23 protein-coding genes and 1 tRNA gene are annotated in these 25,601 nt (G+C 63.5%); 15 read left to right on the top strand and 9 right to left on the bottom strand.

What is annotated here, in order from left to right; genetic code table 11:
* Positions 1-75: 75 nt before the first annotated feature.
* A tRNA-Gln gene (locus tag G6N78_RS02130) sits at positions 76-149 on the bottom strand.
* 476 nt (positions 150-625) lie between these two features.
* Between G6N78_RS02130 and G6N78_RS02125 the strand changes: the two genes are divergently transcribed.
* Positions 626-2,335, top strand: coding sequence for a Ppx/GppA phosphatase family protein (locus G6N78_RS02125; protein ID WP_234905861.1), 1,710 nt, complete (start codon positions 626-628; stop codon positions 2,333-2,335).
* On the top strand, positions 2,332-3,084 hold the full coding sequence (locus tag G6N78_RS02120) for an RlmE family RNA methyltransferase (RefSeq protein ID WP_165215264.1): 753 nt from the start codon (positions 2,332-2,334) through the stop codon (positions 3,082-3,084). Before G6N78_RS02125 ends, G6N78_RS02120 begins: the two co-directional genes overlap by 4 nt.
* A gap of 6 nt (positions 3,085-3,090) precedes the next feature.
* On the opposite strand, the gene G6N78_RS02115 is transcribed toward G6N78_RS02120, so the two are convergent.
* Complete coding sequence (locus G6N78_RS02115) at positions 3,091-4,497, bottom strand: DHA2 family efflux MFS transporter permease subunit (RefSeq protein WP_165215261.1); 1,407 nt, start codon at positions 4,495-4,497, stop codon at positions 3,091-3,093.
* A gap of 214 nt (positions 4,498-4,711) precedes the next feature.
* On the opposite strand from G6N78_RS02115, the gene G6N78_RS02110 reads away from it, so the two are divergent.
* Positions 4,712-5,713, top strand: coding sequence for an MBL fold metallo-hydrolase (locus G6N78_RS02110; RefSeq protein ID WP_165215259.1), 1,002 nt, complete (start codon positions 4,712-4,714; stop codon positions 5,711-5,713).
* A gap of 64 nt (positions 5,714-5,777) precedes the next feature.
* Here the strand turns inward: G6N78_RS02110 and G6N78_RS02105 are convergent, their stop codons facing one another.
* Positions 5,778-6,668, bottom strand: coding sequence for an SDR family oxidoreductase (locus tag G6N78_RS02105; protein ID WP_165215256.1), 891 nt, complete (start codon positions 6,666-6,668; stop codon positions 5,778-5,780).
* A gap of 98 nt (positions 6,669-6,766) precedes the next feature.
* Between G6N78_RS02105 and G6N78_RS02100 the strand changes: the two genes are divergently transcribed.
* The 9 genes from G6N78_RS02100 to G6N78_RS02060 all read left to right on the top strand — a co-directional run bounded on the left by G6N78_RS02100 (position 6,767) and on the right by G6N78_RS02060 (position 15,736).
* Positions 6,767-7,621: a helix-turn-helix transcriptional regulator gene (locus G6N78_RS02100; RefSeq protein ID WP_165215253.1), complete on the top strand. Its 855-nt coding sequence runs from the start codon at positions 6,767-6,769 to the stop codon at positions 7,619-7,621.
* A 121-nt stretch (positions 7,622-7,742) separates the two neighbouring features.
* Positions 7,743-8,240 carry a ferritin-like domain-containing protein gene (locus G6N78_RS02095; RefSeq protein ID WP_165215250.1) on the top strand — a complete coding sequence of 166 codons (498 nt, stop codon included), beginning with the start codon at positions 7,743-7,745 and terminating at the stop codon, positions 8,238-8,240.
* Positions 8,241-8,412: 172 nt separating this feature from the next.
* Positions 8,413-9,906: an IMP dehydrogenase gene (gene guaB / locus G6N78_RS02090; protein WP_165215248.1), complete on the top strand. Its 1,494-nt coding sequence runs from the start codon at positions 8,413-8,415 to the stop codon at positions 9,904-9,906.
* A 100-nt stretch (positions 9,907-10,006) separates the two neighbouring features.
* Complete coding sequence (locus G6N78_RS02085) at positions 10,007-10,369, top strand: hypothetical protein (protein ID WP_306416204.1); 363 nt, start codon at positions 10,007-10,009, stop codon at positions 10,367-10,369.
* Between the two features lie 71 nt (positions 10,370-10,440).
* Positions 10,441-10,857, top strand: a complete 417-nt coding sequence (locus tag G6N78_RS02080; protein ID WP_165221160.1) for an MAPEG family protein — start codon at positions 10,441-10,443, stop codon at positions 10,855-10,857.
* A 144-nt stretch (positions 10,858-11,001) separates the two neighbouring features.
* Complete coding sequence (gene adhP, locus G6N78_RS02075; protein WP_165215245.1) at positions 11,002-12,030, top strand: alcohol dehydrogenase AdhP; 1,029 nt, start codon at positions 11,002-11,004, stop codon at positions 12,028-12,030.
* Positions 12,031-12,196: 166 nt separating this feature from the next.
* Entirely contained in the window at positions 12,197-13,360 is a 1,164-nt protein-coding gene (locus G6N78_RS02070) for a patatin-like phospholipase family protein (protein WP_165215242.1), read from the top strand.
* Positions 13,361-13,377: 17 nt separating this feature from the next.
* On the top strand, positions 13,378-14,160 hold the full coding sequence (locus G6N78_RS02065; RefSeq protein ID WP_165215239.1) for a 3-hydroxybutyrate dehydrogenase: 783 nt from the start codon (positions 13,378-13,380) through the stop codon (positions 14,158-14,160).
* A gap of 118 nt (positions 14,161-14,278) precedes the next feature.
* Positions 14,279-15,736 carry a methyl-accepting chemotaxis protein gene (locus tag G6N78_RS02060; protein WP_165215237.1) on the top strand — a complete coding sequence of 486 codons (1,458 nt, stop codon included), beginning with the start codon at positions 14,279-14,281 and terminating at the stop codon, positions 15,734-15,736.
* 74 nt (positions 15,737-15,810) lie between these two features.
* Here the strand turns inward: G6N78_RS02060 and G6N78_RS02055 are convergent, their stop codons facing one another.
* A complete protein-coding gene (locus G6N78_RS02055) occupies positions 15,811-16,764 on the bottom strand; it encodes a LysR substrate-binding domain-containing protein (protein ID WP_165215234.1) in 954 nt (317 codons plus the stop codon).
* Positions 16,765-16,947: 183 nt separating this feature from the next.
* Between G6N78_RS02055 and G6N78_RS02050 the strand changes: the two genes are divergently transcribed.
* The gene (locus tag G6N78_RS02050) at positions 16,948-17,247 is read left to right on the top strand and encodes a YjiS-like domain-containing protein (protein ID WP_165215231.1); all 300 of its coding nucleotides are present in this window, start codon (positions 16,948-16,950) and stop codon (positions 17,245-17,247) included.
* Between the two features lie 91 nt (positions 17,248-17,338).
* Here G6N78_RS02050 and G6N78_RS02045 read toward each other — a convergent pair whose 3' ends face one another.
* The 5 genes from G6N78_RS02045 to G6N78_RS02025 all read right to left on the bottom strand — a co-directional run bounded on the left by G6N78_RS02045 (position 17,339) and on the right by G6N78_RS02025 (position 22,693).
* On the bottom strand, positions 17,339-18,217 hold the full coding sequence (locus tag G6N78_RS02045; protein WP_165215229.1) for a DUF937 domain-containing protein: 879 nt from the start codon (positions 18,215-18,217) through the stop codon (positions 17,339-17,341).
* Positions 18,218-18,314: 97 nt separating this feature from the next.
* Entirely contained in the window at positions 18,315-19,688 is a 1,374-nt protein-coding gene (locus tag G6N78_RS02040; RefSeq protein ID WP_165215226.1) for a glutamate--cysteine ligase, read from the bottom strand.
* 128 nt (positions 19,689-19,816) lie between these two features.
* Complete coding sequence (locus G6N78_RS02035) at positions 19,817-20,554, bottom strand: 16S rRNA (uracil(1498)-N(3))-methyltransferase (RefSeq protein WP_165215224.1); 738 nt, start codon at positions 20,552-20,554, stop codon at positions 19,817-19,819.
* A gap of 21 nt (positions 20,555-20,575) precedes the next feature.
* The gene (locus G6N78_RS02030; protein WP_234905860.1) at positions 20,576-22,117 is read right to left on the bottom strand and encodes an inorganic phosphate transporter; all 1,542 of its coding nucleotides are present in this window, start codon (positions 22,115-22,117) and stop codon (positions 20,576-20,578) included.
* A gap of 72 nt (positions 22,118-22,189) precedes the next feature.
* On the bottom strand, positions 22,190-22,693 hold the full coding sequence (locus G6N78_RS02025; RefSeq protein ID WP_234905859.1) for an NUDIX hydrolase: 504 nt from the start codon (positions 22,691-22,693) through the stop codon (positions 22,190-22,192).
* A 261-nt stretch (positions 22,694-22,954) separates the two neighbouring features.
* Here G6N78_RS02025 and G6N78_RS02020 point away from each other — a divergent pair, with 261 nt between their 5' ends.
* Positions 22,955-24,394 carry an FAD-binding oxidoreductase gene (locus G6N78_RS02020; protein WP_165215221.1) on the top strand — a complete coding sequence of 480 codons (1,440 nt, stop codon included), beginning with the start codon at positions 22,955-22,957 and terminating at the stop codon, positions 24,392-24,394.
* A complete protein-coding gene (locus G6N78_RS02015) occupies positions 24,391-25,599 on the top strand; it encodes an FAD-binding protein (protein WP_165215218.1) in 1,209 nt (402 codons plus the stop codon). Before G6N78_RS02020 ends, G6N78_RS02015 begins: the two co-directional genes overlap by 4 nt.
* Positions 25,600-25,601: the final 2 nt, after the last annotated feature.

Below are 25,601 nucleotides of genomic sequence, written 5' to 3'. Positions count from 1 at the left end.
TCAGGTCGCCAATGATGCCAAAACACTATCCGGCACGACTGGAAAATCAAGGAATTAAGGGATTTTAGGGAGAATTGGCTGGGGAACCTGGATTCGAACCAAGATTAACGGAGTCAGAGTCCGTCGTTCTACCATTGAACTATTCCCCAATCGCCCAAGACGCATGGCCTTGTGATTGGAGCGGCGGGACCGGGTTGCGAGGCAAATCGTGTCCGTGTGGGCGATGCCCAGCCGCTTCGTGGGCGCTTTCTAACAGATTCTGCCGGGGGATCAAGGGGCGTTTGACACTTTTTCACCGCCGCGTCCGAGAGGGCTGAGCCGGATGGAAATTCCCGGGGAAGGGGGCGGGGTCATCGGTATCGGACCGGATTTTGCGGCGGTGAGCCTTGCATTTAGGGGGGCTTGGCTGCCGGAAGGGTCGGCCTGCGGAGCGGGCATCAGGGCGGTGGTCGCCGGTGGTGAGGCCCTCCGTCCTGTCGTCGCTAGTGGCGGGCATGGTCGGGAGCGCGACAAAGCCATTGGCGAAATTGTCTGTCGCTGTTATCTTGGGGGCAACGAAACAGATGAGTGCCGCCGCGGGCCTTTGATTAAGGCGCTTCTGCGCGGCCAGATGGACAGATCCGTGATGAACCCCGACAGCGGCGGCAAGCCGCCCGAAGGCGGGGCGTCGGCAACAACCCGGCCGGGTGGCAAGTCCGCCCGCCGGCGGAAGGGAAAGCGGGGCGGCAAACCGTCGGCCGCCGTATCCCCCGTGCGTGGCAGCGATGTAATCGACAGCCGCGATGCCAGACGTCCTGAGATCCAGGAAAACAAACCGCCGCGCAAGCGAAAGCGCCGCCGTGCGCGTGCCGCAGAAGGCGGACGCGAGCAGGGGCGGGAGAACGGTCGCGAAGAAGCCACCGCGGCGCTGCCGGACGCCAGTGGCATGCCGAGCGCCGCTGCGAATGCCGGCAAGCATGTCGAACGCAAGGCTGGGGCGACGGCGGAGCCACAGGCTGGCACGCAGAAGCCAGGCACCGGGCGCCGGCGTGGCCGGGGCAAGAAGAAAAGCGAAGCGCGTGGCCCGCAGGGGCGCCCGCTGGTGCCGCATGGCAAACCCGCGCATGGAAAGGGTGGAGGCCATGGCCGCCACCAGGGACAACACGGGCATTCCGGCCATGCCGGCAAACACGGCCAGGCGGCGACACAGCGAGCCGATCACGCAGCCCCCGCCATCTCGGCGCGTGGATCGGACAATCGTGGCGGTGACCGCGCCCGGGCGCTGCCGGATCTGGAGGCGATCGAGACCCTGCGTCGCCGCTCCGGCCCGGAGGATCTCTACGCTGCGCTGGATCTCGGCACGAACAATTGCCGCCTGCTGATCGCCCAGCCGACGCGGCCCGGCCAGTTCCGCGTCGTGGATGCCTTTTCGCGCATCGTGCGCCTCGGCGAGGGGCTGGCGAAAACCGGTCGCCTGTCGCCCGAAGCCATGGACCGCGCGGTCGAGGCCCTGCGCGTCTGCGCCGCCAAGCTGGCCACCCGGCAGATCCGCAAGATGCGGCTGATCGCCACCGAAGCCTGCCGTGCGGCTGCCAATGGCGAGGAATTTCTCGAACGCGTGACGCGCGAGACGGGGCTGAAGCTCGAGATCATCGACCGCGAAACCGAAGCGCGGCTGGCCGTCTCCGGCTGCTCCTCGCTCGTCGGGCGCGAGGCGCGCTCCGTCGTGCTCTTTGATATCGGCGGCGGGTCGTCGGAAATTGCCGTCATCCGCATCCGCGACAACCGCTCCAGCCGGCTCGCCAACCACATCACCCACTGGACCTCGCTGCCGGTCGGTGTCGTGACGTTGTCGGAACGCCATGGCGGCCGCAATGTCACGCCGGATGTCTTTGCCGCCATGGTCACCGAGGTGGAGACCATGCTGGAAGGCTTTCATTCCCCGGGCCTCAGCAGCAGTGACGAGGACTTTCACCTGATCGGCACCTCCGGCACGGTGACGACGCTGGCCGGCGTGCATCTCGACCTGCCGCGGTATGACCGGCGCAAGGTGGACGGGCTCTGGCTGTCGGATCAGGAAGTCTCCGCCATGCAGGCCAAGCTTCTCTCTTGGGATTTCGAGGGCCGCGCCTCCAACCCCTGCATCGGGCCGGATCGTGCCGATCTGGTTCTCGCCGGTTGCGCCATTCTGGAAGCAATCCGCAGGCGTTGGCCAAGCCGGCGCATGCGGGTGGCCGATCGCGGCCTGCGGGAAGGGCTGTTGACGGATATGATGGCCGATGACGGTGTCTGGCGTCGCCTCAGGCGCCGGCAGGTCGAACAGAACGCACAGGATGCTCCGGAGAAGAGCCGATGACAAAGACGCCAATCGGCCGCAAGCTCGGCCAGAAGGTGAAGAAGGGCAAGCTGAAGGCCTCGTCGCGCCGCTGGCTCGAACGCCACATCAACGATCCTTACGTGCAGCGGGCGAAGCTCGAAGGCTATCGCGCGCGCGCGGCCTTCAAGCTTTTGGAGATCGACGAGAAGCACCAGGTTCTGAAGGGCGCGCGGCGCATCATCGATCTCGGGGCCGCACCCGGCAGCTGGTCGCAGATCGCCGCCAAGGTCACCGGTTCGACGGAAGACGATATCCGCGTCGCCGCGATCGACTTCCTCGAAATGGCACCGATCCCGGGCGTCAAATTCCTGCAGCGCGACTTTCTCGATCCCTCCGCGCCGGACCTGTTGCTGGAAGCCGTCGGCGGCACGCCGGACCTGGTCATTTCGGATATGGCGGCCCCCACCACCGGCCACCAGAAGACCGATCACCTGCGCACCATGCATCTGTGTGAAGTGGCAGCACATTTTGCGATCGAGGTTCTCGGCGAAGGCGGCCACTTCCTGGCGAAGACCTTCCAGGGCGGCACGGAGCGCGAACTTCTGACGCTGCTGAAGCAGAACTTCCGCCAGGTCCTGCACATCAAGCCGGCCTCGTCCCGATCGGAATCGGTCGAGATGTTCCTGCTCGCCAAAGGGTTCAAGGGGCGCCGTGCCGCGCGTCCGGATGCGGCCGATGAAGAGGGTGCGCCCGCGGACGAAATTTCTGCGGACGAGGCCGAGGCGTAAGCCTTTTCACTCCCCCGGCGCTTCCACCGTCCGCTGGTAACGGCGGTGGCCGGAGACGCCGGAGCCGGCATTGGCGGGCAGCGACAGCAGCGGCAGCAGTGCGGCGAGCGAGACGGCGGCCACCAGGTAAAAGGCGAGATGGAAATCGGCAAGCTGCAGGTGTGAGCCGGACAGGTAGGACGATGCCTCCAGCACGAAGGCGGCAAACGCGACGCCGAGCGCCAGGCTGACCTGCTGCAGCACGGAGCTGATCGAAGTCGCCTGGCTCGCCTCGCGGTCCTCGATTTCGGAATAGCTGAGCGCATTGGTGCCGGTGAAGAACATCGAACGCGCCAGCCCCGAGGCAAACAGGAAGAGGATGATCATCACCTGCGGCGTTGCTTCGGTGAAGAAGCCGTTGACGGCGGTGGTTGCCGCACCCGCCACGCTCGCCCCGATCAGCGTCGTGCGGAAACCCGTCGCGGCAAACAGACGCTTGGCGACGAATTTGACGGTCAGAGCCCCGAGTGCTCCGGCAAAGGTGGTGAGGCCGGACTGGAACGGCGTCATGCCGAAGGCAAGCTGCAGCATTAGCGGCATCAGGAAGGGCACGGCGCCCGTTGCGATGCGAAACAGCGTGCCGCTGGTGATCGCTGCCCGGAATGCCTGGTTACGAAACAGCGACAGCGCCAGGATCGGGGCCGGATGTATCTTCTGGTGCCGCAGGTAAAGCGCACCGCAGATCACGCCGACGGCGGTGGTGGCGATGCCGACAGCCGGCGGCAGGGCCGGCAGGCTCACCACCGAAAGCCCGAAGACCGTGCCGGCGGCAGCAAGCGAAATCAGCAGGAAACCGGTCGTGTCGAGCGGCGGCGTCTCGCGTTTTTCGATTTCCGGCAGGTGGATGGTGGCCAGCCAGATGCCGATCACGCCGACCGGCACGTTGATGAGAAAGATCCAGTGCCAGGTGAAATAGGTGGTGATGAAACCGCCGACGGGCGGGCCGGTCAGCGGCCCGACCAGCGCCGGGATGGTGAGAAGCGCCATCGCCGAGACGAGATCCTTTTTCTGCGTCGTGCGCAACAGGACGAGGCGGCCGACCGGCGTCATCATCGCCCCACCCATGCCCTGCAGGAAGCGCGCCATGACGAACTCCACCACGGAGGAGGAGACGGCGCAGAAGATCGAGCCGACCATGAACACCAGGATGGCCAGGCGGAAGATGGTTTTTGCACCGAACCTGTCGGCCATCCAGCCGCTGATGGGGATGAACACCGCCAGCGCCACCATGTAGGAGGTGAGTGCCAGCTTGAGCGTGATCGGCCCCACGCCGAGATCGGTCGCGATGGCCGGCAGCGCCGTAGAGATGACGGTCGAATCCATCTGCTCCATGAAGAGCGCGACGGCGAGGATGAGCGGAACGATGCGGTTCATGGGGCGGGGATCATCACGAGAAATCACGGATCTCTACCTACGCCGGCTTCCATCGTCCCGCCACAACAATCACGGGCTCCTGACCAGAATATCACGTCTACGTGAGACCGGTTCTCCAGGGCCTCTGGCACCATATTTCTCGCAACGACCGAAGATCCACACCACGCCCGACAGGGTAGAGCGCAGTAACGGTCCTGCGCAGCGGAGGTTTGAGATGGCACAGGTGACAATGGGACGGCGGGCCCTTCTGGGATCCGCAGGGGTAAGCATTCTGGCCGCACCGGCAATCCTGTCGGGAGAAGCAAGGGCACAGAGCAGCCAGCCGGCTGCGACGGATGGAAAGATGACAGCAACAATGCCGCCGCCGATGGACAGTTTCAAGGTCGGCGAATTCGAGGTTCTGGTGGTGCGGGATGGGGCGCGTGCCTCCGGCAAGCCGAACGAGATCTTTGGCACGAACCAGAGCGCCGAGACGGTCGGTGCGCTGCTTCAGGAGAATTTCCTGCCCGCCGACAATTTCGTCAATTCCTTCGCCCCGACGCTGATCAAAGCCGGCAGCGAGGTCGTGCTCTTCGATACCGGTTTTGGCGCCGGGGGCCGCGCCAATGGCATGGGCCGGCTGGTGGATGGCATGAAGCTCGCCGGTTACCAGCCGGAGGATGTGACGGTGGTCGTGCTGACCCACCTGCACGGCGATCATATCGGCGGGCTGATGGAGAACGGCGCACCGGCCTTCCCGAATGCCCGCTATGTCACCGGCCAGGTGGAATATGATTTCTGGACCAGCCCGGATCGGGCCGGAACACCGGCGGAAGGCGGACAGAAGGCGGTGCTTGCCAATGTCAAGCCGCTCGCCGACAAGATGACCTTCATCGGCGATGGCGCCTCCGTCGTCTCCGGTATCACCAGCATGGCGGCCTTCGGTCACTCGCCGGGCCACATGATCTACAACGTCGAATCCGGTGGCCGCCGCCTGATCCTGACGGCCGATACCGCCAACCACTTCGTTCTGTCGCTGCAGCGTCCGGATTGGGAAGTGCGCTTCGACATGAACAAGGAGATGGCGGCGGCAACCCGCAAGAAGGTCTTCGACATGATTGCGACCGACAAGCTCGCCTTCCTCGGCTATCACATGCCGTTCCCCGCCGTTGGTTACGTCGAAAAGCAGGAGACGGGCTACCGCTTCGTGCCGAAGAGCTATCAGTTCGAGATCTGATGGTCTGACACGCAGCTTGATCCTGCGGTCTTGTCCGCAGGATCAAGCGCCAAGTGACACGAGGTCAGGCGGCTTCGCCCAGGTTGCGGATGTCGTCCAGCAGACCGGGACCGACCGGATGCCAGTTCAGCCGCTCCTGCGTCGCCGCACTCAAGGCGAACATGTCGCTTTCCATGAAATGCGACAGCCAGCCGAAATGGACCACCGCCTCGTCAGGCGCCAGAGACACCACGGGCAGGCTCAACCGTTCGCCGATCGCTGCGGCAATCGCGTGAAGCGGAACCCCTTCCTCGGCAACCGCATGGTAGCACCCGCCCGGCGTCTGCGCTTCGAGCGCCAGCCGGTAGAGCAGGGCCGTATCCTTCAGAGGGGCTGCGGCCCATCGGCAGGCGCCATCGCCCCGGATGGCAGAGACGCCCTGGCGCCGCGCAAGGCCGATCAGTTCCGTCACCAGGCCCTGTCTGCGCGAGTCGTGGATCTGCGACAGGCGCACGAAGGACACGTTGAGGCCGCGCTCCAGCAGCATCCGGCCGGCCCGTTCTGAGACAATCCGTGGATTTCGACTGTGAGTGTCGAAATGATCCTCGATGGCCGCCTGTCCGGGCGCTACCGTGCCAAAGGCCGTGACCGAGGTGATCACGAAGGGCCGTTGTGAACCCTCGAGTGCGGCGCCAAGCGCGCCAATCACCCGCGCATCCTTCTCGCAATTGGCTGCAAAATTCGAAAAGTCGTGATCGAAGGCGGTGTGGATGATGGCGTCGCAGCCGTCGGCACCCTGCGCAAGGCTGTCGGGGGCATTGAGGTCGCCGTGGAAGACCTCCGCACCCAGTGCGGCGAGCGCCTCCGCGCCTGTCTTGGAACGGCTCAGCCCCAGCACCTGATGGCCTGCGCGCAGCAGTTCGGCTGCCACCGCGGACCCGACGAACCCTGTGGCTCCCGTCAGAAAAATACGCATTGTCCAGTCTCCTGTCTTGTTCGGAGATCCTGATGGACCTAAACTTCATCCTGTTAAAGTAGTGACTTTATCATGGTATAGGACCTAACAGCCTCGCGATGACCAAAGCGCCCGATACGCTCGCCTCCTATCTTCGGGATCGCCGCCTTCGGCTTGATCCGGCCGCATTCGGTTTCTCCGGAAGCCGCCGCAGAACGCCGGGTTTGCGGCGTGAAGAGGTGGCGCAGCGCGCCAATATCAGCCCCACCTGGTACACCTGGCTGGAACAGGGCCGAGGCGGGGCGCCCTCGGCGGATGTGCTCAATCGCATCGCCACCGGGCTGATGCTGACGGAGCCGGAGCGCCAGCATCTGTTCATGCTGGGGCTCGGCCATCCGCCGGAGGCGCGATACCGGCCGGTGGAGGGCATCTCGCCCCGCCTGCAGCGGCTTCTGGATGCCATGGAAACCACGCCGGCCATCGTGCGCACCGCCACCTGGGATGTGGTGGCCTGGAACTGCGCGGCCTGCGTGGTCATGACCGATTATGCGACCCTGCCGCCCTCCGAACGCAACATCCTGAAGCTTGTCTTTTGCAATCCCCGGGTCCGCGCCGCGCAGCAGGATTTTGATGGCATTGCCCGTTTCGTGGTTGCGGCCTTCCGTGCCGATGCCGCACGCGCCGGTGCGAGCGTAGAAATCACCGATCTGGTGAGCGACCTCTGCGCCATAAGCCCGGATTTCGCGCGCCTGTGGAACGACAATGATGTCAGCCTCTATGGCGAGGGCACCAAGCGCTTGAACCATGCGGTCCTGGGCGCGATCGAACTGGAATATTCCGGCTTTTCGGTGGATGGCCGTCCGGACCTCGGCCTTGTCGTCTACAATCCGGTGCGGCACGAGGATGCTGAGCGCATCCGCGCCCTGGTCCGGGAACGGCAGCGGGTCGCTCTCGAACAGGCGGCGGCGTCATGAAGCTCCGATCATGACCGTTTGGTCATGCTGGATTAGATTTTGTTCATATTGATCTGGATCACGCAGGCACGAGGGGCAAGGCGGTTAGCCTTCTTGTGTCACAAGCTGAGGAGATCCAGCCATGAAACGCAGTCTTTCCATCCTGGCCCTGTGCGCCGCAAGCCTTGCGCCCGTCGTCCCGACCGCTGCCAATGCCGCCCCGCTTAGCATCAAGGCGGAACAGGCGCTCTTGCGGGCGCTGGAGGATGAATACAATGCCGAAGCCTTCTATGATGCGGTGATGGAAAAGTTCGGCGCCGTCCGGCCCTTCGTCAACGTCATCGAGGCGGAGCGCAAGCATGCCGCGGCGCTGACCGACCTCATGCAGCATTACGGCGTCGAAGTGCCCGCGAATACCCGTCTCGGGTCGGCCGCCGTCAGGGCCGAGGTGCCGGCCACGCTGGCCGAGGCCTGTCGGATCGGCGTTGCGGCGGAAATCGCCAACCGTGATCTCTATGCCAAGGATCTCATGCCGGCCGCAGCAGGGCACCCGGATATCCTGCGGGTCTTCGAGGCGCTGAGGGCCGCGTCTGAAAACAATCACCGGCCAGCCTTCGAGCGGTGTGCTCAGCGCAAGTGATGCCGCAGCATGACGGGTGGAGGAAATTCTGCCGTCGTGCCACATTTTGCAAGCGATGGCAGTTTCCATCCGGAGGAAACCATGTTACCAGCCCTCGCCAACTTCCCATTCCCGAAGACCGCATCCGGTGACCTCCCGACCGGACGGACTTCCTTTACTGAAGGAAATTGGCATGGCTCGCATTGTAGAATCCGCAACCGGCGCAGAGGCGCTGACCTTCGACGACGTGCTCCTGCAGCCCGGTCACTCTGAAGTCATGCCCGGCCAGACCAACATCGCGACGCGTATTGCCCACGATATCGAGCTGAACCTGCCCATCATTTCCTCGGCCATGGACACGGTGACCGAGGGACGGCTGGCCATCGCCATGGCGCAGTCCGGCGGCATCGGCGTCATCCATCGCAACCTGACGCCCATTGAACAGGCGGAGCAGGTTCGCCAGGTGAAGAAGTTCGAAAGCGGCATGGTGGTCAACCCGGTCACCATCGGCCCGGAAGCAACGCTTGCCGAAGCCAAGGCGCTGATGAGCGCGCATGGTATTTCCGGTATTCCCGTGGTGGAAGGCGCGAGCCGCCCCGGTCGGCTCGTCGGTATTCTGACCAATCGCGATGTGCGCTTTGCCTCCGATCCCAATCAGAAGATCTATGAACTGATGACGCGGGAAAACCTCGTCACCGTGAAGGACGGCGTCGAGCAGCAGGAAGCCAAGCGGCTTCTGCATTCGCATCGCATCGAAAAACTGCTGGTGGTCGACAATGAAGGCCGCTGCATCGGCCTGATCACCGTCAAGGACATCGAGAAGTCGCAGCTGAACCCGCATGCCTCGAAGGATGCGCAAGGCCGCCTGCGCGTCGCCGCCGCCATCTCCACCGGCGATGACGGCCGCGAACGGGCCGAGCGCCTGATCGATGCCGGGATCGACGTGATCGTTGTCGACACCGCGCATGGCCATTCCCAGAAGGTCTTGGATGCGGTGGCTCAGGTGAAGAAGATGACGAACTCCGTTCGCATCATCGCCGGCAATGTCGCAACCGGTGACGGCACCCGCGCGCTCATCGATGCCGGTGCCGATTGCATCAAGGTCGGTATCGGTCCGGGCTCCATCTGCACCACCCGCGTCGTGGCCGGCGTCGGCGTACCCCAGTTGGCCGCCGTCATGGCCGCCGTCGAGGAAGCCAACAAGCACGGCATTCCGGTGATCGCCGATGGCGGCATCAAGTTCTCCGGCGATGTGGCAAAAGCCATTGCCGCCGGTGCCTCTGCCGTCATGGTCGGCTCTCTGCTCGCCGGCACGGACGAAAGCCCGGGCGAGGTCTATCTCTACCAGGGCCGTTCCTTCAAGGCCTATCGCGGCATGGGTTCCGTCGGTGCCATGGCCCGCGGCTCGGCAGACCGCTATTTCCAGGCGGAAGTGCGCGACACGCTGAAGCTGGTGCCGGAAGGCATCGAAGGCCAGGTTCCTTACAAGGGTCCGGTCTCGGCGGTGCTGCACCAGCTCGCCGGCGGCCTGAAAGCCGCCATGGGGTATGTCGGCGGCCGCGATATTCCGGATTTCCAGGAAAAGGCCACCTTCGTGCGCATCTCCGGTGCGGGCCTGCGTGAAAGCCATCCGCACGGCGTGACGATCACCCGCGAAAGCCCGAACTATCCGGGTGCCGGCAGCTAAGCCGATTGCGAAAACGGACGGGCGGCGGCCCATTGCCAGCCGCCCGCGCTCGGTTATTCTCCCCGTGCCGGCAATTCTGCCGGCATCTTCGGGGGAAATCATGAAACGATTGTTTGCGTGCGCTCTGTTTGCCGTAGCGTCTCTCGCCCAGGCACAGGCGCAGACGGTGGAAGCGGGGCTCTACGACGTGTCCGGCACCAACCTGGACGGCTCGAAATACAGCGGAACCGCACGGATCAAGCTGACGAGCGAGACCACCTGCTCGATCGAGTGGAAGACCGGTTCGACCGAATCGGTCGGCATCTGCATGCTGCATGAAGATGCCTTCGCCGCCGGTTATGTCCTGGGCGATAGCGTTGGTCTCGTCATCTACCAGGTGAAGCGCGGGGGTGTGCTGGATGGCGTCTGGACCATCTCCGGCGAAGACGGTGCGGGAACGGAAGTCTTGCGTCTGCGCAAGTAAACGGGCCATAAGAAGCCGCGGGCGCTCTGCCCGCGGTCATCGATTTATACGGGGGAGACATCGCATCCATGATCACCAACGAAGCCATGATCTGGCCGATGATTGCCCATGCGGTGCTGGTCTTCACCCTCTATGTGCTCTTGTCGCGCCGTCGTGTGGCCGCGGTCAAGGCAGGCCGTGCCACGGTCTCGCAGTTCCGCGAGAACCTGAAGGAGCCGGAAGACAGCCTCTTCGTGCACAACAACCTGAAGAACCAGTTCGAACTGCCGCTCTTCTTCCACATCGTCTGCGTCACGCTCTACGTGGTGCAGGGCGATAATATCGCAACGGTCGCACTGGCCTGGGGTTTTGTCGTCTCGCGCTATGTCCACGCCTATATCCATGTGACGACCAACCGCATCCGCCATCGCCGCCCGGCCTTCATCGCCGGCGTGATCTGCCTTATGCTGCTGTGGATCTGGCTCGGCGTCTGGCTGGTCTTCAACTGATCCGCGCCGCCTTTGCGGCAAATCAAACTGACGGGTCATCATCTCCTTTAGATATCGAACCGGGCGAGGGATTGCCCGAAACGGGTTTCCGCGGCGTCACGGGGGCGCCGGTGTTCCGACCCAGTGTTCGACAAGGAGAAGATCATGGCGCAGATGATGAAGGCAGCAGTGGTGCGCGAATTCGGCAAGCCGCTGGTGATCGAGGACATGCCGATCCCGGAACCGGGTCCCGGCCAGATCCTGGTCAAATACGAGGCGACGGGCGTCTGCCATACCGATCTGCATGCCGCCAATGGCGACTGGCCCGTCAAGCCCAAGCCGCCTTTCATTCCAGGGCACGAGGGCGTCGGCTATGTGGCCAAGCTCGGTTCAGGCGTGTCCCGCATCAAGGAAGGTGATCGTGTCGGCGTGCCGTGGCTGCACACCGCCTGCGGCTGCTGCAATCCCTGCCGCACCGGCTGGGAAACCTTGTGCGGTTCGCAGCAGAACACCGGCTATTCGGTCAACGGCACCTTCGCGCAATACGGCCTCGCCGATCCGGACTATGTCGGGCGCCTGCCGGACAATCTGGCATTCGGCCCCGCTGCTCCGGTACTCTGCGCCGGTGTCACCGTCTACAAGGGCCTGAAGGAAACCGAAGTGCGCCCCGGTGAGTGGGTGGTCATCTCCGGCATCGGCGGCCTCGGCCACATGGCCGTGCAATATGCCAAGGCCATGGGCATGCATGTGGTGGCGGCCGATATTTTTGACGACAAGCTGGAGCTTGCAAAGAAGCTGGGTGCCGATGTGACGGTCAACGGCCGGGCAGCGGATGCGATCGAGCAGGTGCAGAAGGTAACGGGCGGCGTGCATGGCGCGCTTGTGACCGCCGTCTCGCCAAAGGCGATGGAGCAGGCCTATGGCTTCCTGCGCGCCAAGGGCACGATGTCGCTGGTCGGCCTGCCGCCGGGCTTCATCTCGCTGCCGGTTTTCGACACGGTTCTGAAGCGCATCACGGTGCGCGGCTCCATCGTCGGCACCCGCCAGGATCTCGAGGAAAGCCTGATGTTCGCCGGCGAAGGCAAGGTCGCCTCGCACTTCTCCTGGGACAAGATCGAGAACATCAACGAGATCTTCCACCGCATGGAAGAAGGCAAGATCGACGGGCGCATCGTGCTCGATCTCGCGGCATAAAGCCTCTCGTGCCGTCCGCAAACCAGGCCGTCCCTCAAAAGGGGCGGCTTCAGGCGTTGCATTTGTGACGGAAGTTTAATGCTCCCGAGAGATGAAAAATAACTGCGATCACCTATGTTGAAGACTATGCTGCAGTGCGAAACGGCAGGTCACGGAGTTTTCAACCATGCGGGATACGCAGAATATTCTTGTCTTCCAGGGCGGTGGGGCGCTCGGCGCCTACCAGGCCGGAACCTTCGAGGCCCTTCATAACCACGGGATCGAGCCGGACTGGCTGGCCGGGATTTCCATCGGTGCCATCAACTCCACCATCATTGCCGGAAGTGCACCGGAACACCGTGTTCGCAACCTGAGGGACTTCTGGCACATGGTCTCCTCCGGCCTCGATTACGGCTTTGTGCCCGACGATCATCTTGGTCGACGCATGATGAAGGACTGGTCGGTGCTGGCCGGCACCATGACAGGCGTGCCGGGCTTCTTCTCGCCCCGCCTGCCGACGCCCTACCAGATGCTGCTCAATTCCGATTACCGGATCAGCCATTACGACACCGAACCGCTCATCAAGACCCTCGACCGTCTGGTCGATTTCGACCGGATCCAGCGCGGCAATATTCGCGTCAGTCTCGGAGCGGTGAACGTCAAGACGGGCAATTTCGCCTATTTCGATACGCGCAAGACAAAGCTCACCGCGCATCATGTCGCCGCCTCCGGTGCGCTGCCGCCCGGCTTCCCACCCATCGAGATCGACGGGGAGTTTTACTGGGACGGTGGCCTCGTCTCCAACACGCCGCTGCAATACGTGCTGGGCGCCGATCACGGCGAGTCGGACCTGTGCATCTTCCAGGTGGATCTGTTTTCCGCCCGCGGCTGCATGCCGCGCGACATGCTGGAGGTGGATGCCCGCGTCAAGGAGATCCGCTATTCCAGCCGGACCCGCATGAACACCGATGAATTTGCCAAGAAGCAGATGATCCGCCGCGCCGCTCGCCGTCTGCTCGAGAAACTGCCGCCCGACCTGCGCGAGGATGAGGATGCCGCCCTGCTGCGCTCGCTCGGCGTCGAGTACGACGTGACGATCGTCCACCTCATCCATCGTGCCGCCACCTATGATTCCCACGCTATGGACGCCGAGTTCTCGCGCGCCACGGTCGAGGAGAACTGGAAGGCCGGTTACGACGATGCCGTGCGCACGCTGACGCACCCGAAATGGACAAGACGCGGGCGGCCCAAGAACGGCATTCAGATCTTCGACCTCGCTCAGGACAAGGAGCGCGATCGCGACGAAGCGGTCGAGACGGCACCGGCCCATCCGGCCCGCCGCTCGGCCTGAACCAAGGAGCCTGTACCATGACACTCAACGGAAAAGTCGCCATCATCACCGGTGCCGCCAGCGGCATTGGCGCCACCATCGCCAAACGGTATGTCGAGGCGGGGGCCCATGTGGTGATCGCCGACCTGAAACTCGACGCAGCCGAGGCGAAGGCAAGCGAATTGTCGAGCATCGGTCCCGGCAAGGCGATCGGCGTCGAGATGGACGTGACCAACGAAGGCGCGGTCAATGCCGGCGTCGCCAAGACCGTTGAAGTCTTCGGGCGCGTGGATATCCTCGTCTCGAATGCCGGCATCCAGATCGTCCACCGCATCGAGGATTTCCCCTTTGCCGACTGGAAGAAGATGCTGGCCATCCATCTGGACGGCGCCTTCCTCACCACCAAGGCCTGCGTGCCGCACATGAAGGCGCAAGGTGGCGGCGCGGTGATCTATATGGGGTCGGTGCATTCGCATGAGGCCTCGCCGCTCAAATCCGCCTATGTGACCGCCAAGCACGGTCTGCTCGGCCTGGCCCGTGTTCTGGCCAAGGAAGGTGGCCAGCACGGCATCCGCGCCAATGTCATCTGCCCCGGGTTCGTCCGCACGCCGCTCGTCGACAAGCAGATCCCGGAACAGGCGGCAACGCTCGGCATTTCCGAGGAAGAGGTCGTCAAGAAGGTGATGCTGGGCGAAACGGTGGATGGCGAATTCACCACCGTCGAGGATGTCGCGGAGGTGGCGCTGTTCCTCGCAGGCTTCGAGACGAATGCGCTGACCGGCCAGTCCTTGACCGTCAGCCACGGCTGGCACATGGGCTGATCGTCACCATCAGCAGGGCCGGAAGCACGTCCGGCCCTCTTAGATCTTGCAATGCAACGAAATACAAAAATTAACGTTGTTTCCGGATTTTGGCCTATTAAGATTGGGGTGGGCCAAAATGAGCAAAATCGAAGAGGATATCAAGCCTTGGTCAGGCGAACGTCAAGCCATTGGCCAGGATTTGTTTCAGATATTAGAAAAACATATTAAAGACGTCAGCCTGCGTTGTTATCAGTCATTCGATCCATCTATCACTGTTCTCTCGGACGATGTGGTGGAGCGAGAGAGGGTCAAGTTCCAGCATCTCTGCGAAGGCAACTTCAACACTCGCTATTTTGCCGCTCAGGCCCCAGTCATCCGGTCGATCGCGGAAAAAACCGGTTTTACCAATTTCATCGTTAAGGCCGCTTCCGTCTATGCCGCAGAATGGGCGCTGGTGGTTCTGCAGGAAACGAAATGGTCGCCGCGCAAGCGTGAGGCCTATCTGCGCAGTCTCATGGAATCGATTTTTACCGATATCGCCGTCGCTGTTCACGTGCTGACGGAGGATATCAACGGCGAGGCGGCCTCGCAGCGGGACGCCTTCGAGCGCGAGAGAGCCGCCGACGCCGAAGCCGACCGCCATGCCATGCAGGTTTTGGGCGATGCCTTGAACGAACTTGCGGGCGGCAATCTGGCCGTTCGGATGACACAGGTGCTGCCGCAGAAGAATGAAGGTGCGCGGCAGGACTTCAACCGCGCCACCGAGGCCCTCGACGGCGTCATGACGACGATCGTCCACACCGTCGGTGATCTGCGAAACGTGGTGGAGGAGGTGTCCGTTGCCAGTGAGGACCTGTCACGCCGGACTGAGCAGCAGGCGCAGGCGCTGGAAGAAACCGCGACCGCCCTTCACGAACTGACGACCACGGTTCGGAAAACCTCCGAAGGCGCGGCGACCGCAAGCCGCGTCGCGACGCTTACCCGCGACGAGGTCGGCCGCACCGGCCAGATCATGACGGAAGCCGAGGCGGCGATGGACCAGATCGCCTCCAGCTCGCAGGAGATCGCCCGCATCGTCTCGGTGATCGACGAGATCGCCTTCCAGACCAATCTGCTGGCGCTGAACGCCGGGGTGGAAGCGGCAAGGGCGGGCGATGCCGGCAAGGGCTTTGCCGTTGTCGCTTCCGAAGTCCGCGCTTTGGCACAGCGCTCCGCGGACGCGGCCAAGGACATCCGCAACCTGATCTCGACCAGCTCGGATCAGGTCAAGCACGGGGTGGCGCTGGTGGAAAGCACCAGCCAGACCCTGAACGGCATCGTCCGCAAGGTGGCAGAGATCGACGAGGTCATCGCCGCCATTGCAAGTTCGGCGCGCGAGCAGGCCAGCGGCATCCAGGACATCAACGAAGCCGTGTCTCAGATGGACCGCACGACACAGCAGAACGCGGCCATGGTCGAGGAAACCACGGCGGCCTCGGCGGTGATGCGGGCAAAGTCACGGCAGTTGTCCGATCTTGTCGCGGATTTCACCCTTTCCGATCAGCCACACAACGCTGCCATCCGGCGTGGCGCCAGCACGCGCGCCGCTGCCTGAGCGGACGCACACGCGAAACGACAAGGGCGCGCGTCCACACGGCGCGCGCCCTTTTTCAATGGTGATCGGTGACCTTACCAGCCCGGCATCAGCTGCGGCGCGCGCATGCGGGTGGCCGAGCGGCCATAGGCCTTCATGTCGCCATCGAGGTCATCCGGCGCGACGGCCGGTGAAATGTTGTCGAGGCAGGCGGTGATGTGATCGGTAATCGCCGTCATCAGCGAGGTGGATAGACCCGGCCGTTTCATGAGCCCGATCTGGACCGGCGGAAGCGGCGGGAAACCGTCCGACTGGCTGAGCACCTTCATGCCGGGCCGCAGCGCCGATTCCGGCAGAACCGACACCGCCATGCCGGCGAGCACCGCCGCCGCCACGACCGTGGACGACCAGCTGGTGAACAGCACCTGATACTCGCGGCCGTCCGCATCGAGTGCCGAACAGGCAAGCTGGCGCCAGTTGCAGTCACGCCGGCCAACTGCAAGCGGCACCGGCGCATCGTCGCGCAAGGGGTGGTTGGCGGAGGCCACCCAGCAGAGCGGTTCGGTGCGCACCACATCCGATTGGCGGGCGCGGGGATTGTGGGTCACGAGCGCGATATCCAGTTCGCCGCGCGACATTTTTTCGGCCAGATCGACCGAAGGTTCGCAGACGATGTAAAGCTCCACGTTCGGGTGCGTCTTCGCAAAACGCCCGATGATCTCCGGCATGTAGCGGTCGGCATAATCGTCCGGCGTGCCGATCCGGAGCGTGCCTTCCAGCCGGTTATCGTCGAAGGCGGCAATCGCCTCGTTGTTCAGCCGGATGATGCGCCGGGCGTAGTTGAGAAGCTTCTCGCCCTCCGCCGTCAGGCGGTTGCCGCGTCCATCCTTGGCGAACAGCTGCTTGCCGACCCGTTCTTCCAGGCGTCGCATCTGCATGGAGACGGCACTCTGCGTCTTGAACACGCGGTCTGCAGCCTTGGTGAAGCTGCCGGTATCCACGATGGCAATGAAGGTCTGCAACTGGTCGATATCAAGCGGAGCGGACATGAGAAGATCCATCAGTGTGTTTGATGCATATCATTAGAAACATTCGTTGGACTGATCAATAGAGATTTCGCATAACGCAAGGGTCAGCAAAGACCACAACGGGTTTCCCACCGCCCCTGCTGTCCCCCTTCCGGCCGCCCCGGAAGGGATGGTTTTCGCGTGCCTGCAGAAAGGAATTGCATCATGAGCACGACCGAACGGATGACCGCCCGCGCCCTGTCCGCCGCCCGGACCACGGAGACGCGCCTCGTTGCCGAAGTGACCGCCTTCGTCAAATCCGTTCTGCGTGCACTGCGCAACCGCAAGGCCATGAACGCGCTGAATGATCTCGAGGATTATCAGTTGCAGGATATCGGCCTGACGCGCCGCGATGTGGATGTGGCCGTCAACCGCTCCGGCCTGATGGATGATCCCTTCAAGCTTCTGCCGCGGCAGGCGCGCCTGCGCGGTTCACGCTCCGCCGTCTTGCCGCGCCGGAGCTGACCTTACCAGTTTTCCCCGCAGGGTAACGCCAATAAGCCCTGCTTCTTGCCCGGCCGGTCTTCACCGCGCCGGGCCTTTTCGTTTTGCGCCATCAGTTAGAAGCAGGTTTGCCCGTGTCCGACGAGGCGCCGCGCATGTAGCTTTCGAAGATCGCTTCCATGTTCTTCTGATAGGCCTTCTGCACTTCGACGCCGCTGTCGAACATGCTGTTCAGCATCGTCTGCAGCGTATCGATTTCCGGTTTTGCCGCCTCTGGCGCCGGCTCCGGCGCCTTGGGTGCCTGCTGCTCCGGGGCGGCTGGTTTCTGGGCGAAGGCGCCGCTCATCATCTCCTGGAAGGCCTTGGTGAAGGGATTGTCGAGAAAGGGATTGGCGGCCTGCTGCGGTTCTGCCGGCTTTTCCAGCCCCCACATCACCCGCATGGCCTGGAACATCGGGTTGTCGAAGGGGATCGGCTGCGGCTTGGGTTTTGGCGCAAAGCCGATCGCCTGCAGCCATTGCTGGGTCATCTGCCCCATGGCTTCCGCCGAAAACGGCGCAGCATTCATCTGGCCGGTCATCTGCTTGAACAGGCCGCCCATCAGCGTGTCGGCCATGGCCGGCATCATGCGCATCAGGATGTCCTGGCCAACGCCCGTCAACTGGGCGGCATTGTTGGCAATCGCCCGCGTCACATCCTGGGAGCCGAACAGCTTGTCCAGCACCGCATTACCGTCCGCCATGCCCTGCGGCGTGAATGCCTTGGTCATGTCCTCGAAATATTTCGCATAACTGCCGGACGAGGCGCCCTGCATCAGGGTCATGAAGTCGTAAGGGTTGTTCGCCGTCCGCTTGAAGCCGGAGGAGAAGGCCGGCAGCAGCGCCGCCATGGCCTGCGCTGCCTGTTCCTGGGCCAAATTGAACTGCTTTGCCAGGGTGTCCATAGCAGCGCCGTTCTGCGCTTTCAGCATCATGTCGAACAGGGGCAACATCCGGTCGGCTCCTCTCTGGAATCTCTTGTTGTCCCGCCACTATAGCCGGAAAAGATCCCCGCGAAACCGGTTTGTTCAACCCCTGCTCACATTGATTTCAATATTGAAACTCGTCGAAGACGGGCTCCACGCTGCCGTTCCAGCGGCCGTTGTAGAGAGACAGCAGGTCTTCGGCCAGCGTGCGCTTCTTCGCCAGGATCTCTTCAAGCGTCTGCAGGAAGATCGATTCATCCTGCCCATCGCCATTCGTCCGCGCGCGTGCCTTGAGGCCCTCGGTGGAGATGTTGATCACCTCGCGCGCCACATCGAGAAGCGAACGGCCGGCAATCTCCGCCGACAGTGCCTTGGCGGGCACCTCGTTGCGCAGGGACAGCACGTCGGCATAGGTCCAGTCGCGGGTCAGCTCTTCGACTGCCGTCATCGCGCCGTCATCGTAGAGCAGCCCGACCCAGAAGGCCGGAAGCGCGCAGATACGCCGCCAAGGGCCGCCATCGGCGCCGCGCATTTCGAGGTAACGCTTCAGCCGCACATCGGGAAACAGCGTGCCGAGATGGTTGGTCCAGTCGCCGAGCGTCGGTTCAAAGTCCTTGACCTCGCCCTTCAGCGCCCCGTTCATGAATTGCCGGAAGGTCACATGCGTGCAGTCATGGTAGCGGCCGTCGCGGACGATGAAATACATCGGCACGTCGAGCGCCCATTCCACATACTGCTCGAAACCGAAGCCCGGTTCGAAGGCTTGCGGCAAAAGCCCGGCGCGCTGGTTGTCCGTGTCGCGCCAGATCTCGCCGCGCCAGGAAAGCAGCCCGTTCGGCTTGCCCTCGGTGAAGGGGGAGGAAGCAAACAGTGCCGTCGCCAGCGGCTGCAGCTTTAAGGACAGCTGCATCTTGCGCGCCATGTCGGCTTCGGAGGAGAAGTCGAGGTTCACCTGGATCGTGCAGGTGCGGTACATCATGTCGAGACCGTGGCTGCCGACCTTGGGCATGTAGCGGGTCATGATCTCGTAGCGTGATTTCGGCATGCGCGGCGTCTCCGCCAGCGTCCACTTCGGGCTGCCGCCAATGCCGAGGAAACGGATGCCCATCGGTTCGGCGATCTGGCGCAGGACGGCCAGATGCTGGTTGGATTCGCGACAGGTCTCGTGAAGCGTTTCGAGCGGCGCGCCGGAGAGTTCGAACTGGCCGCCGGGCTCGATCGAGATGGCGCCCATGCCGCCATGTTCGCCAAGCCCGATGATATTCTCGCCATCCATGATCGGCTCCCAGCCGAGCTTCTCCTGCATGCCGTGCAGGAGTGCCGAGATGCTGCGATCACCAAAATAGGGCACAGGCGCATGGTCCGCCTGGAAGAAGGCGAATTTCTCATGCTCGGTGCCGATGCGGAACTCGTCCTTCGGCTTGCAGCCCTTGGCGATATAGGCCGTCAGTTCGGAAACGGAACCGAGAGGGGTGTGATCGGTGGTGTCGCGGGCCATGAAGTTGACCTTGTCCTCAAAATACCTGTCCGAAGGTGCAACTTCGGGAGATGCTGCTTGTACCGGATCACTCTGGGGCGCAAGTGAATTTCTTTTAAAGCACTGTCAGCGCCCGTTGCACGACAGGCTCACCGCCAGTCGCCGAGGCTTGCCTGAACCACGGCCAGTGCGGCCACGGCGGCCGTATCGGCGCGCAGGATGCGCGGTCCAAGCGGAATGGCGGTGACGAAAGGCAGGCTGTGCAGCAAGTGCCGCTCCTCTTCGGAAAAACCACCCTCCGGCCCGATCAGAAGTGCCAGCGACCGCTCGGAAATGCTTGTCAGGATCGGCAGCGGATTGTGGCTTTCGTCACCCTCGTCGCAGAAGATGATGCGCCGCTCGGCCGGCCAGCGCTCCAGGAGATCCTTGAGCTTCACCGGTGCCCGCACCTCCGGCACCGCCAGCACGCCGCACTGTTCCGCCGCCTCGATGACGTTCGCCTGCAGCCGCTCCAGGCTGGTGATCTTGCCCTGCACGTGCTGGGTCATCACCGGCTGCAACAGCCCGGCACCCATTTCCACCGCCTTCTGCACCAGATAATCCAGCCGCCCCACCTTGAGCGGCGCAAACAGGTAATGCAGGTCGGGCAGGGGGGATTGCGCACGGGTCTGCTCAAGCATTTCGAGCATCAGTTTCTTGCGGCTCGGCAGGCGAAGCGCCGCCTTCCACTCGCCGTCACGACCGTTGAAGACGAGAACCTCGTCGCTCTCCTGCATGCGCAGCACGTTGATAAGGTAGTTGAACTGCTCGCTGGCGGTCTCGTGCGTCAGTCCTTCCGCCAGGGGGGCGTCGATGTAAAGCCGCTGCATGCGGAAATTGGCGCGCATTCGTCCGTCCTGAAGAAATGCCTAGATGAAGAGCCGGAACATAATGAAGGCGAGCGCCGCTGCAAGGGCAGCCGATGCCGGAACGGTGATCGTCCAGGCGGCGACGATGGTCAGGAGATGGGAACGCCTAACGAGATAACGTCGCCGGGCTTCGTCGAGATTGGCTTCGGTCTCGTCCTTCGGCGGGGGAAGTTCGCCGCCGGCCTTCATCCTCAGATAGGCTTGCCGGCGCCTCGAATTACGAATGTACCATTCGCGAAACAGCCCGACCCCGAAGATCGAGCCGACCGCCACATGGGTGGAGCTGACCGGCATGCCGATCGCCGAGGCGAGGATCACCGTCACGGCGGCAGACAGCGCTACGCAGTAGGCGCGCAGCGGGTTGAGCTTGGTGATTTCCTTGCCGACCAGATGCACCAGCTTCGGGCCGAACAGCAGAAGGCCGAGCGAAATGCCAAGCCCGCCAATCAGCAGTTCCCAGACCGGAACCTCGCTTGAGCCGCCGCTTGCCTGACCGTGGGTCAGGTTGACGATCGCCGCCAGCGGACCGACGGCATTGGCCACATCGTTGGCGCCATGGGCGAAGGATAAAAGGGCCGCCGAAAAGATCAGCGGCACGCGAAACAGATGGCGCAGCGACTGGTTGCGGTTTTCCAAGCCCTCGGACTGCCGGCGCACGAGCGGGACGGACAGCCCCCACGTCACCAGGCCGACCACGCAGCCCGTTGCCAGCAGGGCTGCAAAGGGCGCACGCGCGGGCTCGCCTGTCAGCTGCAGGGCAAGGTAGACGGTAAAGGCGCCGAACATCAGGCCGATCAGGATCGGCACCCAGCGCCTGGCGGCCGCGATCTTGTCCGGCGTGTAGATGATCGTCGTCTTGATGAAGGCGAGGACGGCGATGGCGATCACCGCGCCGAGCAGCGGTGACATCAGCCAGCTGACGGTGATGCCGACGAGCAGGGTCCAGTTGACGGCGGAAAACCCGGCGGCGGCAAGGCCGGCGCCCATCACGCTGCCGACGATCGAATGGGTGGTGGAGATCGGCGCGCTCATCCAGGTGGCGATGTTGATCCAGATCGCGGCGGCCAGAAGGGCCGCCATCATGCTCCACACCAGATAGTCCGGATGGGTGAACGCAGCGGGCCGTAGAATGGCGTTGGCAATCGTATCGACCACCCGGCCGCCGGCAATCAGGGCCCCGGCAACTTCGCAGACGGCGGCGATGGTGAGGCCAAGCCCGAGGCTGAAGGCGCGCGCACCCACCGCCGCGCCGATATTGTTGGCAACGTCGTTCGCGCCGATGTTCATGGCCATGTAGGCCGCCACCAGGCAGGCGAAGATCGGGATGATGAGCGCGGTATGGCCGAGCAGTGAGACGACGACCAAAAGCGCGAAGACCGTCAGCAGCAGGAAGACGAGGCTGGGGACCAGGATGCCGCGCGAGACATTTTGCGAAGCATATTCGAGATGGGTGATCTTCTCGAGATCCTTGTCGAGCGTATCCTTGCGGCGGGCCTTGGCCTCCCGGCTCTTTTTCTGCACGTCTTCAGGGGTGGCGTTCACGTGGCTTTGCGTCTTTCCCGCAGATGAGGGTGTCCACGCAAATCACCATAAACCTCAAATGCGACACTCATGTCAGCGGCCAACGGCCCTTGCCTTCGTCTCCACAGGATTTGGGAAACGGTGGGAAAAGGCAAGGATCAGATCGCGCAGTTCGGTTTCGCGAACGCGCTTGGCCGCTTCTTCGCACGCAACCCATTCGAGCTGCCGGCTGCCCTTTTCGGGAAATTCGTCCAGCATGCTCTCCACCGCCAGCGCATGCACCTGCACCCGCACCGGGACCGTCAGGCCGCTCTTCAGGCGCTTCAGATAGGTGAAGAAACCAAGCGGCTCCTTTTCGGCCTTGCCGCGCACGCCGGCCTCTTCATAGGCCTCGCGTTCTGCCACCGCATGCGGCTTTTTCTTCTTCATCGGCCAGCCCTTCGGAATCACCCAGCGCCGCGTTTCACGGCTGGTCAACAGCAGCACCTCGACGCCGGCCAGACCATCTTTGCGATAGCACAAGGCGGCATATTGCTGTTCCGGTGGGCGCCGCAGCAGGAGGGTGAGATTGGCAGTGATGCGATCAAGCAGGCTCAACGAATGTACGACTCCTTCTCTGGATTGACAGATAGCATGATTCCGATGTTGCACAGCTGTTCAATTGAGACAATTTTGCGGATTGTGCAGTCTCTTCGATCACCATGCAACAAGCATGGCACGGGGAAGTTGCGTCTGGCTTAATATAAGCGGACAGTTCTATACGAGAGTGCAGGCAGATGGCATGGGCATGCGACATAGGGAGCGCTTGAAGGCTGTCGCCAGGCATGGGAGGAAGAAAGGGCCAGTGGAGGAGCCGCCGTGTCGACAAACATCCAGTTCCTGAAACCGCGACAGGACATCCTGTCGCGTCGTCAGATGATCATTGCCGACCTGAGGGAGCTTCTGCCGCCGGACTGTCTGGTGCATGAGGCGCGAGAGCTGGTGCCCTTCGAGACCGATGCCTTCGTCGCCTATCGCCGCCTGCCGCTGGCGGTTGCCCTGCCGGAAACCACGGCGCAGGTTTCCGCGGTCCTGAAATATTGCCATCGTTACGGCGTGCCGGTGGTACCGCGCGGTGCCGGCACCTCGCTCTGCGGCGGCGCGATCCCGCAGGAAGATGCGGTGGTGATCGGCCTGTCGAAAATGGCGAAGATCCTGGAGGTCGATTTTGCCAATCGCTGCGCCGTGGTCCAGGCAGGCGTCACCAATCTCGCGATTTCCGATGCGGTCGGTGCCGACGGCTTCTTCTATGCGCCGGACCCCAGTTCGCAGCTGGCCTGTACCATCGGCGGCAATATCGGCATGAATTCCGGCGGTGCCCACTGTCTCAAATACGGCGTCACCACCAACAATCTGCTCGGCGTCAAGCTGGTGCTGGTGGATGGCACGGTGATCGAACTCGGCGGCAAGCATCTGGATGCCGGCGGTTACGACCTGCTCGGCCTCGTCTGCGGCTCGGAAGGCCAGCTCGGCATCGTGACGGAGGCAACGGTGCGGCTGATCGCCAAGCCGGAAGGGGCGCGTCCGGTGCTTTTCGGCTTCGAGACCTCGGAAGAGGCGGGCGCCTGCGTCGCCGATGTCATCGGCGCCGGCATCATTCCGGTGGCGATCGAATTCATGGACAAGCCGGCGATCGAGATCTGCGAGGCGTTTGCCAAGGCCGGCTATCCGCTCGATGTCGGTGCGCTGCTGATCGTCGAGGTGGAGGGCTCCCAGGCGGAGATGGACGCCATGCTCGCCGCGATCGTCGAGATCGCCCGCCGCCACGGCGTCAAGCGCGTCAAGGAATGCCAGTCGGCAACCGAGGCGGCACTCATCTGGAAAGGCCGCAAATCCGCCTTCGGCGCCACCGGCCGCATCGCCGATTATATCTGCATGGATGGCACGGTGCCGCTCAGCCAGCTCTCCTACGTGCTGAAACGCACCGACGAGATCGTCAAGGGGTTTGGGCTGAGGGTCGCCAACGTCTTTCACGCTGGCGATGGCAACATGCACCCGCTGATCCTCTTCAACGCCAATGATCCCGAGGAGGCGGAAAAAGCCGAAGCCGCCGGCAACGAGATCCTGAAGCTTTGCGTGGATGCGGGTGGGTGTCTCACCGGTGAACATGGTGTCGGCATCGAAAAACGCGACCTGATGCGCCATCAGTATGGCAAGCAGGACCTCGACCAGCAGATGGCGGTGCGCGCCGCCTTCGATCCGCAATGGCTGCTCAATCCGTCGAAGGTGTTCCCCCTTGAGGAGAGGCCTGTCGCATGACCGCAGTCTTGATCCCCGCCACCGAAAACGAAGCCCAAGACATGGTGCGCGCTGCCGCCGCCGCTGGCCGCCGGCTGTCAATTGCCGGCGGCCAAACGCGCTCGGGCTTTGCCGCCGGGCGCGAGGCCGATGCGGTGCTCCGCTCGACCGGCCTCTCCGGCATCGTCACCTATGATCCGGCGGAAATGGTGATGACGGCGCGCACGGGGACGCCGGTCGCCGAGATCGAGGCGGCGCTCTCCGGCAACAAGCAGATGCTGGCCTTCGAACCGATCGATCATCGCCCTCTCATGGGAACAGAAGGAGAGCCCACCATTGGCGGCGTGTTCGCCGCCAATGCCTCCGGTCCGCGGCGGATCTCGGCGGGCGCGGCGCGCGACAGCCTGCTCGGCATCCGCTTCGTCAATGGCAAGGGCGAGGCGGTCCGCGCGGGTGGGCGGGTGATGAAGAACGTCACCGGGCTCGATCTGGTCAAGCTGCTCGCCGGGTCCTTCGGCACGCTGGGGTTTCTGACCGAGGTCACCTTCCGCGTCCTGCCGCGGCCGCAGACGGAGGAAACCATCATCGTCTCCGGCCTGGACGACGAGGCCGCTGCGCAGGCCATGGCGCTGGCCATGGCCCTGCCGCTTGATGTCTCCGGCGCCGCCCACCTGCCGGAAAGTGTGCGCGGCCGTTTTCTCGCCGGCGGTCTGCCGGAGGGACCGGCGACCGTGCTGCGTCTCGAAGGCCTGCCCGCCTCGGTGCCGGTCAGGGCGGAAAAACTGGTGGCAGCGCTCTGCCGCCTCGGGCCGCTGGTCAGACTGGACACGGAGGGCAGCCGCAGGCTGTGGCGCGAGATCCGGGATGTCGCGCCTTATGCGGACGGCACGAAACGACCGCTCTGGCGCGTCTCGGTGGCACCCGCCGCCGGCGCCCGCCTCGTGGCCGATCTGCGCCTCGAAGCCGGTATCGATGCCTTTTACGACTGGCAGGGCGGGCTTGTGTGGATGCGCATGGAGGCCGATCCGGAAGCCGATCTCCTGCGCAGCATGATCCGCAAACACGGCGGCGGCCACGCCACGCTTTTGCGCGGAAGTGACGCGGCACGGGCCGCAACGCCAACCTTCGAACCGCAGCCGGCGCAGGTGGCGATGCTCAGCGAGCGTGTCCGCGCCTCGCTCGACCCGGCGGGTGTTTTTGCCTCCGGCATGATGGGAGAGGCCTGATC

The organism is Allorhizobium pseudoryzae (assembly GCF_011046245.1).
Classification (GTDB): domain Bacteria; phylum Pseudomonadota; class Alphaproteobacteria; order Rhizobiales; family Rhizobiaceae; genus Neorhizobium; species Neorhizobium pseudoryzae.
Note: the sequence above shows the minus strand (reverse complement) of the source record. Positions and strands in the feature narration are given on the sequence as shown.

Excerpts from the sequence above, each read along its gene's own strand:
- G6N78_RS02055 (WP_165215234.1), bottom strand. The coding sequence starts at position 16,764 with ATGTCCGCTCCGCTTGATATCGACCAGTTGCAGACCTTCATTGCCATC.
- G6N78_RS02035 (WP_165215224.1), bottom strand. The coding sequence starts at position 20,554 with ATGCGCGCCAATTTCCGCATGCAGCGGCTTTACATCGACGCCCCCCTG.
- G6N78_RS02110 (WP_165215259.1), top strand. The coding sequence starts at position 4,712 with ATGGCACAGGTGACAATGGGACGGCGGGCCCTTCTGGGATCCGCAGGG.
- G6N78_RS02100 (WP_165215253.1), top strand. The coding sequence starts at position 6,767 with ATGACCAAAGCGCCCGATACGCTCGCCTCCTATCTTCGGGATCGCCGC.
- G6N78_RS02115 (WP_165215261.1), bottom strand. The coding sequence starts at position 4,497 with ATGAACCGCATCGTTCCGCTCATCCTCGCCGTCGCGCTCTTCATGGAG.
- adhP (WP_165215245.1), top strand. The coding sequence starts at position 11,002 with ATGGCGCAGATGATGAAGGCAGCAGTGGTGCGCGAATTCGGCAAGCCG.
- G6N78_RS02095 (WP_165215250.1), top strand. The coding sequence starts at position 7,743 with ATGAAACGCAGTCTTTCCATCCTGGCCCTGTGCGCCGCAAGCCTTGCG.
- G6N78_RS02120 (WP_165215264.1), top strand. The coding sequence starts at position 2,332 with ATGACAAAGACGCCAATCGGCCGCAAGCTCGGCCAGAAGGTGAAGAAG.
- G6N78_RS02050 (WP_165215231.1), top strand. The coding sequence starts at position 16,948 with ATGAGCACGACCGAACGGATGACCGCCCGCGCCCTGTCCGCCGCCCGG.
- G6N78_RS02085 (WP_306416204.1), top strand. The coding sequence starts at position 10,007 with ATGAAACGATTGTTTGCGTGCGCTCTGTTTGCCGTAGCGTCTCTCGCC.
- G6N78_RS02015 (WP_165215218.1), top strand. The coding sequence starts at position 24,391 with ATGACCGCAGTCTTGATCCCCGCCACCGAAAACGAAGCCCAAGACATG.
- G6N78_RS02060 (WP_165215237.1), top strand. The coding sequence starts at position 14,279 with ATGAGCAAAATCGAAGAGGATATCAAGCCTTGGTCAGGCGAACGTCAA.
- G6N78_RS02045 (WP_165215229.1), bottom strand. The coding sequence starts at position 18,217 with ATGTTGCCCCTGTTCGACATGATGCTGAAAGCGCAGAACGGCGCTGCT.
- G6N78_RS02105 (WP_165215256.1), bottom strand. The coding sequence starts at position 6,668 with ATGCGTATTTTTCTGACGGGAGCCACAGGGTTCGTCGGGTCCGCGGTG.
- G6N78_RS02070 (WP_165215242.1), top strand. The coding sequence starts at position 12,197 with ATGCGGGATACGCAGAATATTCTTGTCTTCCAGGGCGGTGGGGCGCTC.
- G6N78_RS02125 (WP_234905861.1), top strand. The coding sequence starts at position 626 with ATGAACCCCGACAGCGGCGGCAAGCCGCCCGAAGGCGGGGCGTCGGCA.
- G6N78_RS02040 (WP_165215226.1), bottom strand. The coding sequence starts at position 19,688 with ATGGCCCGCGACACCACCGATCACACCCCTCTCGGTTCCGTTTCCGAA.
- guaB (WP_165215248.1), top strand. The coding sequence starts at position 8,413 with ATGGCTCGCATTGTAGAATCCGCAACCGGCGCAGAGGCGCTGACCTTC.
- G6N78_RS02065 (WP_165215239.1), top strand. The coding sequence starts at position 13,378 with ATGACACTCAACGGAAAAGTCGCCATCATCACCGGTGCCGCCAGCGGC.